Source organism: Billgrantia lactosivorans (assembly GCF_003254665.1).
Lineage (GTDB): Bacteria > Pseudomonadota > Gammaproteobacteria > Pseudomonadales > Halomonadaceae > Halomonas > Halomonas lactosivorans.
In genome coordinates this window covers 81,393-98,255 of the sequence record NZ_QHGY01000005.1, presented here as the reverse complement: position 1 = coordinate 98,255, position 16,863 = coordinate 81,393, and the positions used below count along the sequence as shown (strand labels likewise).

Sequence of the window (16,863 nt, the reverse complement as noted above, 5' to 3'; positions counted from 1 at the left end):
TGTCACTCGTCGGCGGGCCCATGCTCCTCGAGCCACTGCGCCAGTGCTGTCGCCGCCATGGGCGGGCCGTACAGGTCGCCCTGGACGAGGCGTGCGGAGACTCCCTCCAGCCTGGCAGCCAGGCTTTCCTCGTCGAGGCCGACGAGCACGGGCTCGATGTCCAGGGCATTCAGCATGCGGCACGAGGCCTCCACCAGGCGTCGGCCGCCATGGGCCATCCCTGCCATTCGGGCATCCACGCTGGCCTTGTGGAAGCGCAGGCGAGACAGCCAGGCAAGGTCGAGGGCGTGACTGCCGAAGCCCTCCACGGCGAGGCGGATGCCGAGCCGCTCGAGCCGCTTCAGCAGGTGGCTCGCCTTGTCCAGGTCGCTGCCAAGCCCGTAGGCCGGGACTTTCAGGGTCAGCCAGTCGAAGGAGCTGAGTCCCTGGTGACGCAGGAAGTGGTCCAGCGGTCGATGGTCGAAGGTGTCCTGGGCCAGGTGCGACTCGCACAGTTGAATGGAAACCGGCAGCCTCCCCAGCGGGGAGTCGGTGTCCTGCCAGCGTCGGTGGTCGGCGATGGCCGTCTGGATCATCCAGCGGTTGAGACGCACCCCAAGCCCCAGGCGGGCGAGGGTGTCCAGATAGTGCCCCGGCGGGTGCGGCCAGCGCGAGGGCCGTTTCCAGCGCAGTACCGCATCCATGCCGGTGCAGTGAAGGCTGCGGCGATCGAGCTCCGGCTGGTAGTGCAGCTCGAAGTGGTGGTCGGGCAGATGGATGGCTTCACTGAGCTGGCTCTCGAGTCGGTACTTCTGCCTGAGTTGTGCCGTCAACCGATGATCGACGAAGGCCAGGCGGCCGGGCCCCTTCCTGCGGGCAGTGAACATGGCGCTGCGTGCCGCCGTGAGCAGTGTCTCGACATCCTGCGCATCGGTGGGATAGAGCGCGATGCCGACCGAGGCCGTCATCAGCAGGTAGCGATCGCCCGCGGTGAAAGGTGGCTCGAGGGCCTCCTGCAGACGCTCCGCCACCAGCTGTGCCGCCTCGGGGGTGCCGTCCTTCTCCAGCAGCACCACGAACTGGTCGCTGCCGAGCCGCGCCAGGGTGTCCTTGCTGCGCACCCCGCGCTGCAGGCGCTGGGCCAGCTCGCCCAGCATGCGATCGCCCTCGACATGGCCCACCGAATCGTTGACGGCCTTGAACCGATCGATATCGATGAACAGCAGCGCCAGGGTGGTGTCGGCGCGCTCGGCCTGGGCCAGGGCGTGGTTCAGTCGGTCCCGCAACAACAGCCAGTTGGGCAGCCCGGTGATGGGATCGATGTGTATCCAGTGACGGTCGTCGAGCACCTCGCCATTGGCGCTGGTGAGCTGGACGAAGGTATGCAGGAAATGGCGCGGCTGCTGGTGCTCGTCGAGCATGGCATCGACGGTCATCAGCACCGGCAGCGATTCCCCGTCGGCGCGGCGACACAGCACTTCCTGCTGCCATGAGTGCGTCAGCCCGGGGGTGGCATCGGCGGTGACGGGCAGGTGGGAGGGGGTGCGCCGGGAGAGATAGAAGTGCTCGATTGGCCAGCCGGTCGTTTCGGCGCTATCGACACCGGCGATGCGGCAGAAGGCATCGTTGACCAGCAGGATGATGCCATCGCCATCGGTGATGACCATGCCGGTCTGGCTCTGCTCGAAGGCATGCTGCACCAGTCGAGCAGGATGCTGGGCCAGGACATGCAGCTGCTTGCCCGGGGGGCGTTTACCATTGTGGGTCATCAGGACGGCTTCGGTAAAGTTGAGTTCGGAACGATTGCCAGGTCTATATCGTCCTTTCGCGCCAGGACTTGAGCATCGCACCCTCCTTGCGTTGAGGAGTGGGGGCGTTATGTTGAGTAACATGCTTTGATGCCTTTGCAAGTCTCAAGTTCGCTTCGGACGTGCCGATAACCAATGGTAACGCCCGTTTCCATGCGGGGCTTCCAAGAAGCAAGGCACCTTTATCTACAGAAGCCGACAGGCCTCATTCTTTTCCTCCAGAGGAATTCATCGCACGTGACGTTACGTATCGCGTCCCTGGCTCGCTCGATCTGCTCGCTGCAGGGGCGCCTCCTTGCGGGGCTGGCCATGACCTGGCTGGTGATCGTCGGCATCGTCCTGATGTTGGCCTGGCTATTCGGCAAGGGGCTCGTCGACGAGGCCAATGTCTCGCATCTGCGCTACGAATCGCAGTTGATCGCCGATGACCTGGCCCGACAGGTCGAGCGCAGGCTGGGTGCACTCCAGCGGCTCGAGCGTGGCCTGCGGACTGCCGAGGAGGAAGCGCTGGCGGAGCGCCTGGCGGAAAGCCAGGTGCTGATGGAATGGTTCGAGGGGCTGATGGTGACCGACGCCGATGGGCGCGTCGTCGCCGACTGGCCCGTCGTGCCTGGTCGCGTGGGGCTCGATACCGCCGACACCGAATACTTCCGCATGATCCGGCATTCGCCCTGGCCCTACGTGAGCCGGCCCTTCACCGGCAGGGCGAGCGGTGATTCCCTGGTGCTCATGCTGGTGCCGCGCTTCGATGAGCGGGGGCACTTCGCCGGCGTGGTCGGCGGCATGATCAACCTCGCTGACGGTGGCCTGTTCCGCCGCTTGGAGACCCTTCGCCTGGGCGAGGATGGCTACGTGTCGGTCTTCTCCGCAGCGGGTGAACGGCTCTTTCATCCGCGTCGTCAGGCCTCGTCAGTGGCTCTGGAAGATGACCTCGGCGATGCCTCGGTGCGACAGCTCGCCCTGGACGGGTGGCAGGGCGAAACGGTCACTCATGGAAGCGACGGCACCCAGACCCTGATGTCCTATCGCCAGATCTGGCCGGCCAACTGGATCGTCAAGGTGGCAATCCCCCAGGCCCAGGTGCGCCAACCCCTGGGCGATTTCCTGGGGCGGCTGTGGTGGGCCTGGCTGGTACTGGCGATCATGATGCTGATCACCATGCGCCTTCTGGTCAGGCGGCTGCTGAGCCCTCTGCACCGGCTCGAACGGCAGATCGCCCAGGTCGGTGCAGGCGAGCGGCGCTACCTGGAACTCTCCACCAACATGCATGAGCTGCGCCAGGTGGCCAGCAGTTTCAATCGGCTCGAACATGAGCGGCTGGCGGCGCTCGAACACCTGCGCGATCGCCAGGCGTTTCTCGATGCGGTACTCGGCTCGACCCCCATCGGCATGTTCGTGGCGGACCTGAATGGTCGCCTCAACTACCTGAACCCGGCCCTGCTCGAGCTGCTCGGGCTCGACGCGGTGCATAGCGCCAGGGAGTGGTGGGAGCGCATCCATCCCGCCGACAAGCAGGGCACCGAGGACATGTGGCGACATACCCTGGCCACCGGCAGCGACTTCGTGCGGCAGCTGCGCTTCCTGCACCCGAACGGGGTTACGCTGTGGGTCGAGGTGCATGCCAGCCAGGTTCAGGGCAACGAGCAGTCGCTGGGTTTCGTGGGCATGGTGAAGGACATCACCGAGCGACGTCAGCAGGAGGCGCTGCAGCGCTGGGAGGCCGAACACGACCCCTTGACCGGCCTGCTCAATCGGCGTGGTTTCGAGCGGCGCCTGGAAGAGGCGCTGGCGGAGTACGCCAAGACCGGTACGCCCTCGGTGCTGATCCTGTTCGACCTCGACCACTTCAAGCCGATCAACGACGAGGGCGGGCACGCTCTCGGTGACGAGATGCTGCGCCGGGTCGCCCAGGTGGTGGCCTGGGAAGTGCGGCGCAGCGACCACGTCGCCCGCCAGGGAGGGGACGAATTCGCCGTCCTGCTGCCCAGCTGCACCATCAAGCAGGCAGGCGAGATCGCCGAGTCGCTGCGTCGCGCCGTGTCCGAGGTCACCGTGACCAATGAGGACAAGACCTACAGCATCACGCTGAGCATGGGGGTCACCGCGCTGCAGGAGGGGGACGAATCGGTCGAGAGCGTACTCGCCCGTGCCGATGAGGCGAGCTACAAGGCCAAGGCAGAGGGGCGCAATACCGTGGTGCTCTCCACCTTCGATGACGATCTGATCGACAGCCTGTGGTAGCGAGGCGAACGCCCTTCAGAGCGGGCCGACCCCATGCCCCGGTGCAGTGCCGGCGCCGTTGCGCCGGCTTCAGCGGCCGGCCTGACGGCTCGGCCAGTGAGAGGCGGGCTGGGCGATGGCTGAGGGAGAGAGAACAGAACAGCAGGAAGAAGGAGAAGGAAGAAGGACAATGACAGGGACGTCGGGAGCCGGCGCTAGACCGAGGCGTTGATGCGTCCCGACTGGGCGGCCACGCGCCCGCTGGGGCGGTACACGGTCTTTTCGGCGGCCTGGTGGATGAATGCCAGCAGGCGTGTGTTCTGCTCCATGCGCAGCTCCACCAGCTTGCCGTTCAGCGTATTGAGGCGCTGGGCTTCACGGGTCAACTCCAGGGTCTGGTTCCAGGCGGGCTCGCAGCCGGCGTCGGCCGCCGCCTGCCGCGCGCCTGCCGCGTCGCTGGCATAGCCGAGGCGCTGCTGCACGCCTTGGCGCAGCGTCTCGCTGGCTTCCAGTTTCGCCAGCAGTGCCTGCTTGTGCCCGGCGATCTCGCCGAGCGCGTCGCCATCGATTTCCGCGCCCGCCAGCATCTCCCGCTCGCGCAGAAGCAGTTCGATGACACCGCTCAGGCGTTGCTGCTGTTCCTGGAGAAGTTTCGCCAGGCTCATTCGCCGCCTCTCTCCGCCGCCAGGGATTCGATCAGCGCATCGGCAATGCGGTCGGCACGGATTTCCAGCCGCCCCTCGCGAATGGCATCACGAATTTCCTCGACCCGCGCCATGTCGATGTCGCGCGAGCCATCGGCGGCCTTCTGGCTGAGGTGGGTGGCGGCCGACGGAGCAGGCTCCTGCTGTGCCGAAGAGGTGGCGCCCTTGACCGGCTGGGTCTCCTCGCGCGGTGTCGTCTGGGTCGGGCGAGTCAGGGGGTTCTGGCTGTTGATCTTCACGTTAATGGCCTCATGACCGGATACTTTCACCTGCTATCGGCAGCGCGACGGATAACTTTAGGGCGGTATTCCCAGCAGGTTGCCGCGGCGGCGTTGCGCCTGCCTGGCCCGGTGCAGTTCATCGATGAGTGGCGGTTTCAGAAGTCTACGACAAGAACGCCGTCACCGGCCACTTCTGCCGTCACGACTTCGCGATTGGTGAAGCGAACGCGGATGCGATCGCCGAGGCTTCCCGGTTCCAGCGCCTGCCCCTCGCGAGTGACGCGAAACGCCTCACCCCTCGCCTCGACCACGACACGCTGATTTCGCTCCACCAGCGGCAGGCTGCGGAACTGGTGTGCCTGCAGGGGCTGCTCCGGGTCGATCGGGCGTGTCGCCACCTGGCCGACGATTTCCTCGGCATCGAGCAGGGCGCGGTTCGGCAGGTCGGCCAGATTTCCCGACTGCATGGCGAGGTGTTCGCGTCGAACGGTCTCGCCCGCCGCCAGTGAGGTGTTGAGAACCGGATATTCGCCCACCGCGCCGATTTCGGCCTGCAGGTAGCGCACCTGCCGACCATCCTTGCCGCAGCGTACACCCACGGATACACGCCCCAGGGGAACGTTGCCCGGGCGCGCCAGGAAGGGCTGCGGGGATTCACAGGCCGGCAGCCTGGCAGAGGGCAGGTTCAGTTCGATGATCAGCTCATCGCCGAGCTCGCTCGCTTCCTCGTGCAGGAACGCGTGCACGGCTTGCAGCAGTTCGGTGTCGTCGTCCGCGGCGCTTGCAGGCAGCGGCAGCACGGCCAGCGGAAGCAGCAGGGCGAGGCGGGTCAGGCGCATGAGGCAAGGCCGTCCAGCAGGGGTGATGGGCGAATTCTAGCCCCAGGCGGTGGCGTGAAACAGTGGAATTGAACGAGGAAAACCGGTCTGTTCCTGCCATTGACATGACACTGGCATCGCTATTCTTCAACCTCAGGAAGTTCCGCATGTCATCCATTGGGTTTGCACGGGGAGTGCCGGCATGATCGACCAGCTCGAGGCCGCCTTTAATTACCACCAGCAGGCGCTGGGCCTGCGTCAGCAGCGTCACCAGATCCTGGCGAGCAACATTGCCAATGCCGATACGCCCAACTACAAGGCGCGCGACATCGACTTCGGCAGTGAACTGAAGAAGGCGGTCGAGCAGGGGCGGTCGACCGGCGGCGGGCTGTCGCTGGCCCGCACCTCCGAGCGGCATCTGGCGGGTCAGGCCATGGCGGCACCGGGTCACGAACTGCTCTACCGCGTCCCCGACCAGCCCAGCCTGGATGGCAACACCGTGGACATGGACCGCGAGCGGACCCAGTTCGCCGACAACGCGGTGCGATACCAGGCGGCGCTGACCATGATCAACAGCCGCATCCAGGGGCTGAAGAATGCCATGCAGCCGGAATAACTGACCGGATCAGACGAAGAGAGAGCTTACCATGTCGATGTTCTCCGTGTTCGATATCGCCGGCTCGGCCATGAGCGCCCAGTCGCAGCGAATGAACGTCACCGCCAGCAACCTGGCCAACGCCGACAGCGTGGCCGGGCCGGACGGCGAGGCCTACCGGGCCAAGCAGGTCATGTTCGAGTCGCGCCTGCAGGGTGGCCGCGGCGTTGGCGGTGTCGGTGTGCGCGAAGTGGTCGAGGACTCCTCGCCGCTGCGCCTGGAGTACCGCCCCGAGCACCCGCTGGCCGATGAGGAGGGCTACGTTTCGATGCCCAACGTCGAGCCGGTGCATGAAATGGTCAACATGATCTCGGCGTCGCGCTCCTACCAGGCCAACGTCGAAGTCATGAACACGAGCAAGCAGATGATGCTCAAGACACTCACGCTGGGCGAGGGCTGATCGAAATGGCCACTACCATCGACGCCAATGTCGTCACGCGCATGAACCAGGGCGGCCCCTCCGCCCGTGATGCCAGCCAGTCCGCCGACCTTCGCAACAACTTCATGACCCTGCTGATTGCCCAGATGCAGCATCAGGATCCGCTCGAGCCGATGGACAACCACGAGATGACCAGCCAGCTGGCGCAGATCAATACCGTCAGCGGCATCGAGGATCTCAACGAGACCCTCTCGGGCATCACCGACCAGATGAACGCCGGGCAGGCCCTGCAGGCCTCCGGTTTGATCGGCAAGGGTGTGCTGGTGCCCGGCGACCGGGTGCTGCTCGAGCACGATGAGAACGGCGAGTCGCATACCACTCCGTTCGGCATCGAACTCCCCCAGTCGGCCGACAACGTGGCGGTGACCATCACCAACGCCAGCGGCCAGGTGATCAACCGTTATGACATCGGCTCGGCCAAGGCGGGCGTGGACTCCTTCACCTGGGACGGTCGCACCAGCGAGGGGGAGCTGGCGGTGCCGGGCTCCTATCGAGTGCAGGTCGAGGCCACCAGCGGCGACGAGAAGATCGACGGCACGACGCTGAACTACGCCGTGGTCGGTGGGGTGACGCCGCCGGACAAGAATGGTGGCGTGAAGCTGGACCTGGGTGCCGTCTACGGCCAGGTCGGCCTCGACGAAGTCAAGCAGATTCTTTGAACGGACTTTTTCTGAATACGAGAACCGCGCATAGCGGCACTTTCAGCCGGTAGGCAGAGGAACGAAAATGAGCTTTTCACAAGCATTGAGCGGCTTGAATTCCCAGTCGCAGAAGTTGGGCACCATCGGCAACAACATCGCCAACTCCCAGACCGTGGGTTTCAAGGGCTCCAACGTCCAGTTCTCCGACGTCTTCGCCAACTCCAAGGTCGGCCTGGGCACGCGGGTATCGGCCGTGCTGCAGAACTTCAACGAAGGCAACGTCGAATCGACCGACCGCAACCTGGACCTGGCGGTGGCCGGCGACGGCTTCTTCCGCTACACGGATACCAGCGGCGAGGTGGTCTACTCGCGCAACGGCCAGCTCTCGATGACCTCCGACGGCGACCTGGTCAACGCCCAGGGCTTCCAGATCATGGGCTATGGGCTCAACGCTGCCGGTCAGGTCCAGGTGGGCGGCCAGCCGCAGCCGCTGAACGTCTCCGCCGAGGAGCTGGCGGCGAGTGCCACTACCCGTGTCGGCACCACCCTCAACCTGGATGCGCGCAAGGTGACGGGGGATGACCTGAGCACGGTGGAAGCGACCGACTCGGCGGGTGACCCGGCCATGATCGACTACCACTATTCCAACAACTTTACCGTCTACGACTCGCTCGGCAATCCGCGCAACATTACCGTGTATTACGAGAAGGAGGCAGCCAACGAGTGGACCGCCAGGATGACGCTCGACGGCACCACGCTGGACGATGGCGCCGGTAACGTGACCGAGTACTCCGTCCAGTTCGACAGCAACGGCAAGTTGCGCAACGGTGTCGGCGATGTCGATGGCAATGGCGCGATTGCTGGTATCGCGTTCCCTGCAGCCGATTATCTCGGCGGCGAACCGGACGACCTCACCTTCGATCTCAATCTGGCCGGCACCACCCAGTTCGGCAACAGCTCCACCGTCAGCAACCTGACCCAGAACGGCTATACCTCCGGCACCCTGGTGGGTATCACCATCGACGAGGACGGCACCATCATGCGCAACTACTCCAACGAGGAGTCGCGCCCCGCCGGCCAGGTCGCCCTGGCGAGCTTCCGCAACCCCGAGGGCCTGACGCCTGCCGGCGACAACGTCTGGCGCGCTTCCAGCGAGTCGGGCCAGGAGCTGGTCGGCGCGCCGGGTAGCGGCCTGCTGGGCAGCGTCGTTTCGGGGGCGATCGAGACCTCCAACGTCGACATGTCGCGCGAGCTGGTCAACATGATCGTGGCGCAGCGGGCCTACCAGGCCAACTCGCAGACGATCAAGACCCAGGACGAGCTCCTGCAGACCGCGATCAACCTGCGCTAAGCGCTGACTCGAGCCTCAAGGGAGCCAATCCGTGGACCGTATCCTCTACACCGCCATGAGCGGCGCCAAGCAGAGCATGGACCAGCAGGCGGTGGTCAGTCACAACCTGTCCAACGTCTCGACCAGCGGCTTCCGCGCCCAGTTGCATGCCATGCGCGCCGTGCCGGTTCAGGGCGATGCGGCGCTGCCGACTCGCGTTTCGGTCGCGGCGACCACTCCGGGCAGCGACTTCACCCCGGGGCCGATCACCCACACCGGCCGCGAGCTTGACGTGGCGATGGAGGGCGATGCCTGGCTCGCCGTGCAGGCGGACGACGGTACCGAGGCCTATACCCGCCGCGGCGATCTGCAGGTGGACGGCAACGGCCTGGTCAGCGTCGCGGGTCGCCCGGTGATCGGCGACGGCGGCCCCATCGTCGTGCCGCTGGGCTCGAGCGTCAGCGTCGGTGCCGACGGGACCCTAAGCGCCATCGGCGAAGGCGAGGGGCCCGAGGCCCTGGTCGATGTCGGCAAGCTCAAGCTGGTCACCCCGCAGCAGAACCTGCAGCGTGGCGACGACGGGCTGTTTCGCATGCCACCCGATGCCGAGGGCGAGGTCGCCGCACTGCAGGCCGACGAGGAAGCCCGGGTTGCCAGCGGTGCACTGGAAGGCAGCAACGTCAGCGCGGTGGAGGCGATGGTCGCCATGATCGACGTGGCCAAGCGCTATGAAATGCAGATGAAGGCGATCAGCACCGCCGACGAGAACGCCCAGCGGGCCAACAATCTGCTCTCCATCCAGGGCTGATGAGGCTCTCCAAGGAAAACGAATATGATCAAGTCACTGTGGACGGCCAAGACCGGCCTGGAATCCCAGCAGGTCAAGCTGGATGTCATCTCCAACAACCTGGCCAACGTCAGCACCAACGGCTTCAAGCGTTCGCGGGCGGTATTCGAGGATCTGCTCTACCAGAACCTGCGTCAGCCCGGTGCGCAGAACGACGTGCAGAACCGCCTGCCCTCGGGCATGCAGGTCGGTACCGGCGTGCGTCCGGTGGCCACCGAACGGCTGCACAGCCAGGGCGGGCTCGAGCAGACCGAGAACTCGCGTGACCTGGCGATCAACGGCAACGGCTTCTTCCAGGTGCTGATGCCGGATGGCTCCACGGCCTATACCCGTGACGGCAGCTTCCAGCTCAACGAGAACGGCCAGATGGTCAATGCCAACGGCTACCCGCTCGAGCCGGCCATCATCATTCCCGACAACGCCCTGTCGATCTCCATCGGCGAGGACGGCATCGTCTCGGTGACCCAGCCGGGCGTGAACCAGGCGCTGGAGGTGGGCCAGATCACCGTCTCCACCTTCGTCAACGCGACCGGCCTGGAGAGCATCGGCGGCAACCTCTATCGCGAGACCACCTCGTCGGGCCCGCGCAACGAGGCCATGCCGGGCATGAACGGGGCGGGCAGGCTGCTTCAGGGCTATGTGGAGACCTCCAACGTCAATGTGGTGGAGGAGATGGTCAGCATGATCCAGACCCAGCGGGCCTATGAGATCAACAGCCGCGCCGTGCAGACCAGCGACGAGATGCTGGCGCGCCTGAGCCAGCTGTGATCGACGACCAATGCCACACCTTGGCCTGAACGGTTCGGCCGGAAGCGAGCAAGCATGAAAGGTAAGGGTACTGATTCGAGGGCGGGGGTCTTGACCGCAAGGATGACCATCGCGATTCTTGCCATCGCCATGCTGGCGTTGGGCGGCTGCGCCCAGGTGCCGCGCGCCTCGGTGGTCGGCGAGCAGGAACAGATCAACATCGTCGAGCCGCCGCCGCGGATGGCCAATGGCTCCATCTACCAGGCGCATCGCGGGGTTCAGCCGCTGTTCGAGGATCGTCGACCGCGCATGGTGGGCGACATCCTGACCATCGTGCTCGACGAGGAGGTCAGTGCCAGCAAGAACTCGCGCTCCAACATGGATCGCAGCGGCTCGGCCAGCCTCGACCTGGCCGAGTTGCCCGACGCCCTGGAGCGCCTGGCCGAGTACGGCTTCGATCTCTCCGGCGAAAGCGATTTTGCCGGCGGTGGCGGCTCCCAGGCCAACAACAGCTTCACCGGCACCATTACCGTCTCGGTGCTCGAGGTGATGCACAACGGCAACCTGCGGGTGCGGGGCGAGAAGCAGATCGCCATCAACCAGGGGGTGGAGTTCATCCGCTTCTCCGGGGTGGTCAACCCGCGCGCCATCACCGGCCAGAACACCGTGCCCTCGACCGCCGTCGCCGATGCCCGTATCGAATACGTCGGCAACGGCTACATCAACGAGGCGCAGTACATGGGCTGGATGCAGCGCTTCTTCCTCAACATCTCGCCTTTCTGATGCGATGAGCTAGCGGGGCGACCATGACGACTCTCACGATGTCCAAGCCAAACCGTTTCGCTTCGATGGCGGCGCAACTCCTGCTGCTGGCCTGCCTCCTCCTGCTGGCGCTGCCGGCACAGGCCGAGCGGATCCGGGAAATCGCCAGCTTTGCCGGCGTGCGCGACAACCAACTGGTGGGCTACGGCCTGGTGGTCGGGCTCGACGGTACCGGCGACCAGACCATGCAGGCCCCGTTCACCGGGCAGAGCCTGACCAACATGCTGTCGCAGCTCGGTATCACCGTGCCGCCCGGCACCAACATGCAGCTGCGCAACGTGGCCGCGGTGATGGTCACGGCCGACCTGCCGCCGTTCTCGCGCCCCGGCCAGCGGCTGGACGTCAACGTCTCCTCGATCGGCAATGCGCGCAGCCTGCGCGGCGGCACCCTGCTGATGACGCCGCTGAAGGGAGCCGACGGCGATACCTACGCCATCGCCCAGGGCAACCTGCTGGTCGGCGGGGCCGGAGCGGAAGCGGGCGGCGCCTCGGTACAGGTCAACCAGCTGGCGGGCGGGCGCATTGCCGGCGGTGCCATGGTGGAACGGGAAGTGCCTCTCGACCTTGGCGCCAATTCGGGCTTGCTCGAACTGGAGCTGAAGGAGTCGGATTTCGGCACCGTGCAGCGCGTGGTCAATGCCATCAACGACGAGTTCGGCCGCCCGGTGGCGGCGGCAATGAACGGTCGCGTCATCGCCCTCGACGGGCCGATGAACGCCAACTCCCGGGTCAACTTCATGGCTCAGGTGGAGAATATCCAGGTCACGCCCACGGAGGCCGCGGCCAAGGTGGTGTTCAACGCCCGCACGGGCTCGGTGGTCATGAACAGTGCGGTCAAGCTGCATCGCGCCGCGGTGGCCCATGGCAACCTCTCCATCGTGATCGATCCACGCTTCATGGTCAGCCAGCCGGCCCCCTTCGGTGAGGGAGAGACGGTGGTGGTGCCCGACACCGAAATCGAGGTGCAGGAACAGGACGCCTACCTGCGCGTGGTCGAAGGGGCGGACCTGGTCGACGTGGTCAATGCGCTCAACGCCCTCGGCGCCACGCCCTCCGACCTGATGGCGATTCTCGAGGCCCTCAAGGCTTCCGGCTCGCTGCGCGCCGACCTGGAGATCCTCTGATGAGCATCCAGGACGCCACCAGCCAGTTCGCCCTCGATGTACAGGGGCTCGAACGCCTCAAGCACACCGCACGGCAGGACAGCGCTGCCGGCCTGCGCGGCGCCGCCCAGCAGTTCGAGGCGCTGTTCCTGCAGATGATGCTCAAGAGCATGCGCGACACCATCCCCTCCGGCGGCCTGCTCGACAGCCAGCAGGGCGAGTTCTACCAGTCGATGCTCGACCAGCAGTGGGCGCAGACCATGTCCGGACGAGGCATCGGCCTGGCCGAACATCTCGTCGCCCAGCTCGAAAGCCAGATGGGCGCCTCGTCCTCCCGCTCCGGCGTGGCCGACCGCGAACTGAAGGAACTGATTGCCGGCATTCCCCGCGGCCAGCCACGGGTATTGCAGGATGCCCTGCAGCCGGAAAGCGCTGAGCAGGCCGAGCGGGATGCGGCGGCAGGCCAGGAGGCGTCGCGGAATGGCGAAGCGGCCAGCGCGCCGGCCACCTTCCTCGAGGAGCTCGAGGCGGTGCGGGGCGGCTTCATGAGTGCGGTCGATGCCACGCTGCCGGCGCCGAACCCCGGCGCGGCCCCGCCAGGCACCCCCGCCCCGGCGGGCGGCGAGTCGCCTCGCACCGCCCCGGCTGGCCAGGCAGGAGAGCATGCCCAGCGCTTCATGGAGCGCCTCTCGGCACCTGCCCAGGCGGCCAGCCGCAAGACCGGCGTTCCGGCCGAGCTGATCCTGGCCCAGGCGGCGCTGGAGACCGGCTGGGGCCGCCACGAGATCGCCACGGCCGACGGTGGCAACAGCTACAACCTGTTCGGCATCAAGGCAGGGCGTAACTGGCAGGGGCGTACCACCGACGTCACCACCCATGAGTACATCGACGGGCGGCGCACGCGCGTGGTCGACACCTTCCGCGCCTACGACTCCTTCGAGGAGGCCTTCACCGATTATGCGCGGCTGATCGGCAACAATCCCCGCTATGCGGAAGTGACGACTGCCGGCAGCGCCGAGCAGGCCGCACGCGCCCTGCAGGCGGGAGGCTATGCCACTGACCCCGCCTATGCGGACAAGCTGATCGCGGTCATGAACAGCATGGGGCCGGTGGAGACGCGGGGCGATTCGCTGGTCTTTTTTAGTTATTGAGCCACTAAAGATCCTCTGAATCAGGCCGATATAACGGGCATTGGCGAAAGGAAACGACACCATGAGCACCATTTTTTCCGTCGGCCTGAGCGGCCTGAATGCCGCCCAGAACGCGCTGAACACCACCAGCAACAATATCAGTAACGTCTACACCCCCGGCTACAACCGGGAGCTGACGATCCTGGGGCAGAGCCGTGCCGATGCCGGCGTGCAGGTCAACGACATCCAGCGCCAGTTCGACAAGTACGTCGCCTCGCAGCTCAACGCCGCGACCAGCTCCTCCAGTGCGCTGGAGACCTACGAGAACCAGATCAGCCAGATCGACAACCTGCTTGCCGACCGCGAAGCGGGCCTGGCGCCGCTGATGCAGAATTTCTTCTCCTCGCTCGAGGACCTGGCCGGCGCACCTTCCGATCCCGCCGCTCGTCAGGGCGTGCTCGGCACCGCCGACACCCTGACCGCCCAGTTCCGTGCCTTCGACGGCTACCTGCAGGACATGCAGGAGGGCATCAACGGCCAGGTCGAGGATGAAGTCACCCAGATCAACAACGCCACCGAGCAGCTCGCCACCCTCAACCGCGAGATCGCCCTGGCCCGCGCGCGTAGCGGCGAGGCCCCCAACAGCCTGCTCAACCAGCGTGACCAGCTGGTGGGCGAGTTGAGTGAGCGCATGGACCTGCGCCTGGAGATCCAGGACGGCAAGAGCTACAACATCAGCCTGCCCAACGGCCAGCCGCTGGTGTCCGGCACCAACCACTATCGCCTGGAAGCGATGGACGCCCCCGGCGATCCCCAGCGTACCGTGCTGGGCTACCGTGATTCCGGCGGCTCCCTGGTGGCGCTGCCGGAGGACTCCATCCAGGGCGGCACCCTCGGTGGCCTGATGACTTTCCGTTCCGAAACCCTGGACAAGACGCAGAACCAGATCGGTCAGCTGGCCGTGTCGATGACCGTGGGCTTCAACGAGCAGCATCGCCTGGGACAGGATCTCGACGGCGAACAGGGTGCCGATTTCTTCTCCATCGGCCAGCCGCAGGCCTATTCCTCGCCGCGCAACAGCAGCGATGCGGAAGTCGTCGAGGCGAGCTTCGATGAGGCGAACATCGGCAAGCTGCGCGCGACCGATTACACGGTGCGCTTCGATAGCGCTGGCGAGCCTCAGGTCACGCGCAAGGACAATGGCCAGGCCGTGCCCGCCGCCGAGGTCAGCTGGGAAAACGAGGTGCTGAGTTTCGGTGGTATCAAGCTCGAGTTCAGTGAACCGCCCGCCAGCGGCGATCGCTTCGAAGTGCAGCCGGTGCGCCGCGCCGCGGCGAACTTCGAGTCGCAGGTCGGTGATCTGGACAAGATCGCGGCGGGGAGCTTCGTACACTCCGATGGCGATATGGCAATCGACAAAGTCAGTGCACAGGACGGTGCGCTGACAGGCGGTACCGCCTACAGCCTCGAGCTGGAAGACGACGGCAGACTGGCCGTGAGCCCGGGAGGTTCCCCGGTGACCCGTAATGGAGAGCCCTTCGATCCCGCCACGGAGGTGGTGGTAGCGGGGGATAGGCTCGAGGTGGATGGCATCTCTTTCGAGGTGACCGCGCTGCCCGAAACTGGCGAGACAGCCAGCCTCGAGTTCGGCATCGCGAGCACCGGTACCGGCGACAACCGCAACGCCCTGGCCCTGCAGAACCTGCAGAGCGAGTCCCTGGTGGCCGGACGGGCGTCGTTGAGCCAGGCCTATGCCGGCATGGTCAGCGACGTCGGTAACCAGACCAATATCGTCAAGGTCAACCTCGATGCCCGCCAGGGGCTCACCGACCAGCTCAAGGCGGTGCAGCAGTCCGAGTCGGGCGTCAACCTCGATGAAGAGGCCGCCAACCTGATTCGCTACCAGCAGTACTACACGGCCAACGCCCGGGTCATCGATACCGCTTCCACGGTATTCGACACCATCCTCGGCTTGCGTAACTGATCTTCAGGGAGTCCAGAACGATGCGTATCAGCACCGTGACCATGTTCGACCAGAGCGTGTCGTCCATGAACCGGCAGCAGGGTGACTTCCTCAAGGTCGGTCAGCAGATTGCCAGTGGCCGCCGGGTGGTGAACCCCTCCGACGACCCGCAGGCATCGTCGCGGGCGGTGGGGGTCTCCCAGGCCAAGGCGGTGACACAGCAGTTCGCCGATGCGCGGGTGTCGGCGCGCAACTCGCTGGCCCAGGCCGAGAGCGTGCTCAACAGTGCCGGCGATGCCATCACCAGCGCCAAGACCCTGCTGGTACAGGCATCGAGCGACACGCTGAGCGATGTCGACCGCCAGTCGGTGGCCTCCGAGCTGCGTGGCATCTACGAGACCTTGATCGGCCAGGCCAATGCCACCGATGGCAACGGGCGTTACCTGTTCGGCGGCTACCAGGATGATTCCCCCCCCTTTGCCAGAACCAGCGGGGAAGGGGCCTCGGGTGTGGAGTATGTCGGCGACGACAGTACGCGCGAGCAGCGGATCGACGCCTCGCGGCTGATGCAGGTGGCCGACAATGGCAAGACCATCTTCCAGGGCGTACCTTCCGGGGCGGGCTATGTAGCGCGGGCGGAACAAGCGTCGGCAGGCGACATCAGCATCGGCACCCAGCAGGGCTATGTACGCAATGAAGGCTCCGTTGCCTTCACCAGCGGCCCGAGTCGTGTGGATCCGGAAGACGCGCATTTCGGCAAGCCGTTCGAGCTGGAGTTCGGCACCGATGGGGATGGCGATCCGGTCTTCTCCGTCAGTGCCATAGAAGAGGACGGCACCCGCACAGCCATCATTACCGACGAAGCCTATCAGTCCGGCAAGACGGTCAGCTTCGGTGGCGTCAGTATCACGCTGGAAGGCACCCCCGTGGACGGTGACCAGCTGCAGCTGCGCCCGGCAAACCATGAGAGCGCCAACCAGGACGTCTTTAAGTCGCTGAAGGATGCCATCGATCTGCTGGAGCTGGATCAGGAGGGCACGGACGAGAATCGCGCCCATTTCCGCAACACCATCAATACGGTGATGCGCGAACTCGACAACAACCTCGACAACGTACTGACCGTGCGCGCTTCCATGGGCGCCAGGCTCAACGAGCTCGATGTGGTCGATGCCGTCAGCAGCAACCGCATGACGAACTACGAGCAGACGCTTTCGGACCTGGTCGACCTCGACTACAACGAGGCCATTTCCGAGTACAGCCTGCGCCAGGTCGGGCTGCAGGCGGCACAGAAGGCCTTCGTCGACGTCAAGGGCCTGTCGCTGTTCAACTTCCTTTAAGCACTTTGGCAGGGATGCCAGAGCTCGATCCCGCATGACTTTGGTTCCCTGCAGATCGTGCGTCTAGTCAAGCACGATCTCTTTTCGCCGCTCCGGCTT

The 16,863-nt window shown here is 65.4% G+C and carries 16 protein-coding genes; 12 read left to right on the top strand and 4 right to left on the bottom strand.

The features are described 5' to 3' along the window. Nucleotides 1–2 precede the first annotated feature (2 nt). Complete coding sequence (locus DIS04_RS12560) at nucleotides 3–1,748, bottom strand: putative bifunctional diguanylate cyclase/phosphodiesterase (RefSeq protein ID WP_162623057.1); 1,746 nt, start codon at nucleotides 1,746–1,748, stop codon at nucleotides 3–5. Nucleotides 1,749–2,024: 276 nt separating this feature from the next. Between DIS04_RS12560 and DIS04_RS12555 the strand changes: the two genes are divergently transcribed. Then, nucleotides 2,025–4,028: a sensor domain-containing diguanylate cyclase gene (locus DIS04_RS12555; protein ID WP_340148172.1), complete on the top strand. Its 2,004-nt coding sequence runs from the start codon at nucleotides 2,025–2,027 to the stop codon at nucleotides 4,026–4,028. Between the two features lie 194 nt (nucleotides 4,029–4,222). On the opposite strand, the gene DIS04_RS12550 is transcribed toward DIS04_RS12555, so the two are convergent. The 3 genes from DIS04_RS12550 to flgA all read right to left on the bottom strand — a co-directional run bounded on the left by DIS04_RS12550 (nucleotide 4,223) and on the right by flgA (nucleotide 5,771). Then, on the bottom strand, nucleotides 4,223–4,672 hold the full coding sequence (locus tag DIS04_RS12550; RefSeq protein WP_111414126.1) for a flagella synthesis protein FlgN: 450 nt from the start codon (nucleotides 4,670–4,672) through the stop codon (nucleotides 4,223–4,225). Then, complete coding sequence (flgM, locus tag DIS04_RS12545; protein WP_111414125.1) at nucleotides 4,669–4,950, bottom strand: flagellar biosynthesis anti-sigma factor FlgM; 282 nt, start codon at nucleotides 4,948–4,950, stop codon at nucleotides 4,669–4,671. Before flgM ends, DIS04_RS12550 begins: the two co-directional genes overlap by 4 nt. A 137-nt stretch (nucleotides 4,951–5,087) precedes the next feature. Beyond that, complete coding sequence (gene flgA, locus DIS04_RS12540) at nucleotides 5,088–5,771, bottom strand: flagellar basal body P-ring formation chaperone FlgA (RefSeq protein ID WP_111414124.1); 684 nt, start codon at nucleotides 5,769–5,771, stop codon at nucleotides 5,088–5,090. A gap of 181 nt (nucleotides 5,772–5,952) precedes the next feature. Between flgA and flgB the strand changes: the two genes are divergently transcribed. From flgB to flgL, 11 genes are all read left to right on the top strand, one after another. Further along, nucleotides 5,953–6,366, top strand: coding sequence for a flagellar basal body rod protein FlgB (gene flgB, locus DIS04_RS12535; RefSeq protein ID WP_111414123.1), 414 nt, complete (start codon nucleotides 5,953–5,955; stop codon nucleotides 6,364–6,366). 31 nt (nucleotides 6,367–6,397) lie between these two features. Continuing rightward, nucleotides 6,398–6,805 (top strand): flagellar basal body rod protein FlgC, encoded by a 408-nt coding sequence (gene flgC / locus DIS04_RS12530; RefSeq protein WP_111414122.1) that lies wholly within the window; start codon nucleotides 6,398–6,400, stop codon nucleotides 6,803–6,805. 5 nt (nucleotides 6,806–6,810) lie between these two features. Then, the gene (gene flgD, locus DIS04_RS12525) at nucleotides 6,811–7,503 is read left to right on the top strand and encodes a flagellar hook assembly protein FlgD (RefSeq protein WP_111414121.1); all 693 of its coding nucleotides are present in this window, start codon (nucleotides 6,811–6,813) and stop codon (nucleotides 7,501–7,503) included. Between the two features lie 67 nt (nucleotides 7,504–7,570). After that, nucleotides 7,571–8,836: a flagellar hook protein FlgE gene (gene flgE / locus DIS04_RS12520; RefSeq protein WP_111414120.1), complete on the top strand. Its 1,266-nt coding sequence runs from the start codon at nucleotides 7,571–7,573 to the stop codon at nucleotides 8,834–8,836. Nucleotides 8,837–8,867: 31 nt separating this feature from the next. Continuing rightward, nucleotides 8,868–9,623 carry a flagellar basal body rod protein FlgF gene (locus DIS04_RS12515; protein ID WP_111414119.1) on the top strand — a complete coding sequence of 252 codons (756 nt, stop codon included), beginning with the start codon at nucleotides 8,868–8,870 and terminating at the stop codon, nucleotides 9,621–9,623. Between the two features lie 24 nt (nucleotides 9,624–9,647). Continuing rightward, the gene (gene flgG, locus DIS04_RS12510; RefSeq protein ID WP_111414118.1) at nucleotides 9,648–10,430 is read left to right on the top strand and encodes a flagellar basal-body rod protein FlgG; all 783 of its coding nucleotides are present in this window, start codon (nucleotides 9,648–9,650) and stop codon (nucleotides 10,428–10,430) included. A 102-nt stretch (nucleotides 10,431–10,532) separates the two neighbouring features. Further along, nucleotides 10,533–11,192, top strand: coding sequence for a flagellar basal body L-ring protein FlgH (locus tag DIS04_RS12505; RefSeq protein ID WP_245904560.1), 660 nt, complete (start codon nucleotides 10,533–10,535; stop codon nucleotides 11,190–11,192). A gap of 65 nt (nucleotides 11,193–11,257) precedes the next feature. Next, nucleotides 11,258–12,355 (top strand): flagellar basal body P-ring protein FlgI, encoded by a 1,098-nt coding sequence (locus DIS04_RS12500; protein WP_179951272.1) that lies wholly within the window; start codon nucleotides 11,258–11,260, stop codon nucleotides 12,353–12,355. Then, a complete protein-coding gene (gene flgJ, locus DIS04_RS12495; RefSeq protein ID WP_111414115.1) occupies nucleotides 12,355–13,485 on the top strand; it encodes a flagellar assembly peptidoglycan hydrolase FlgJ in 1,131 nt (376 codons plus the stop codon). Before DIS04_RS12500 ends, flgJ begins: the two co-directional genes overlap by 1 nt. Nucleotides 13,486–13,546: 61 nt before the next feature. Continuing rightward, nucleotides 13,547–15,448 (top strand): flagellar hook-associated protein FlgK, encoded by a 1,902-nt coding sequence (gene flgK, locus DIS04_RS12490; RefSeq protein ID WP_111414114.1) that lies wholly within the window; start codon nucleotides 13,547–13,549, stop codon nucleotides 15,446–15,448. A 20-nt stretch (nucleotides 15,449–15,468) separates the two neighbouring features. Next, the gene (gene flgL / locus DIS04_RS12485; protein ID WP_111414113.1) at nucleotides 15,469–16,764 is read left to right on the top strand and encodes a flagellar hook-associated protein FlgL; all 1,296 of its coding nucleotides are present in this window, start codon (nucleotides 15,469–15,471) and stop codon (nucleotides 16,762–16,764) included. The last annotated feature ends 99 nt before the right edge of the window (nucleotides 16,765–16,863 follow it).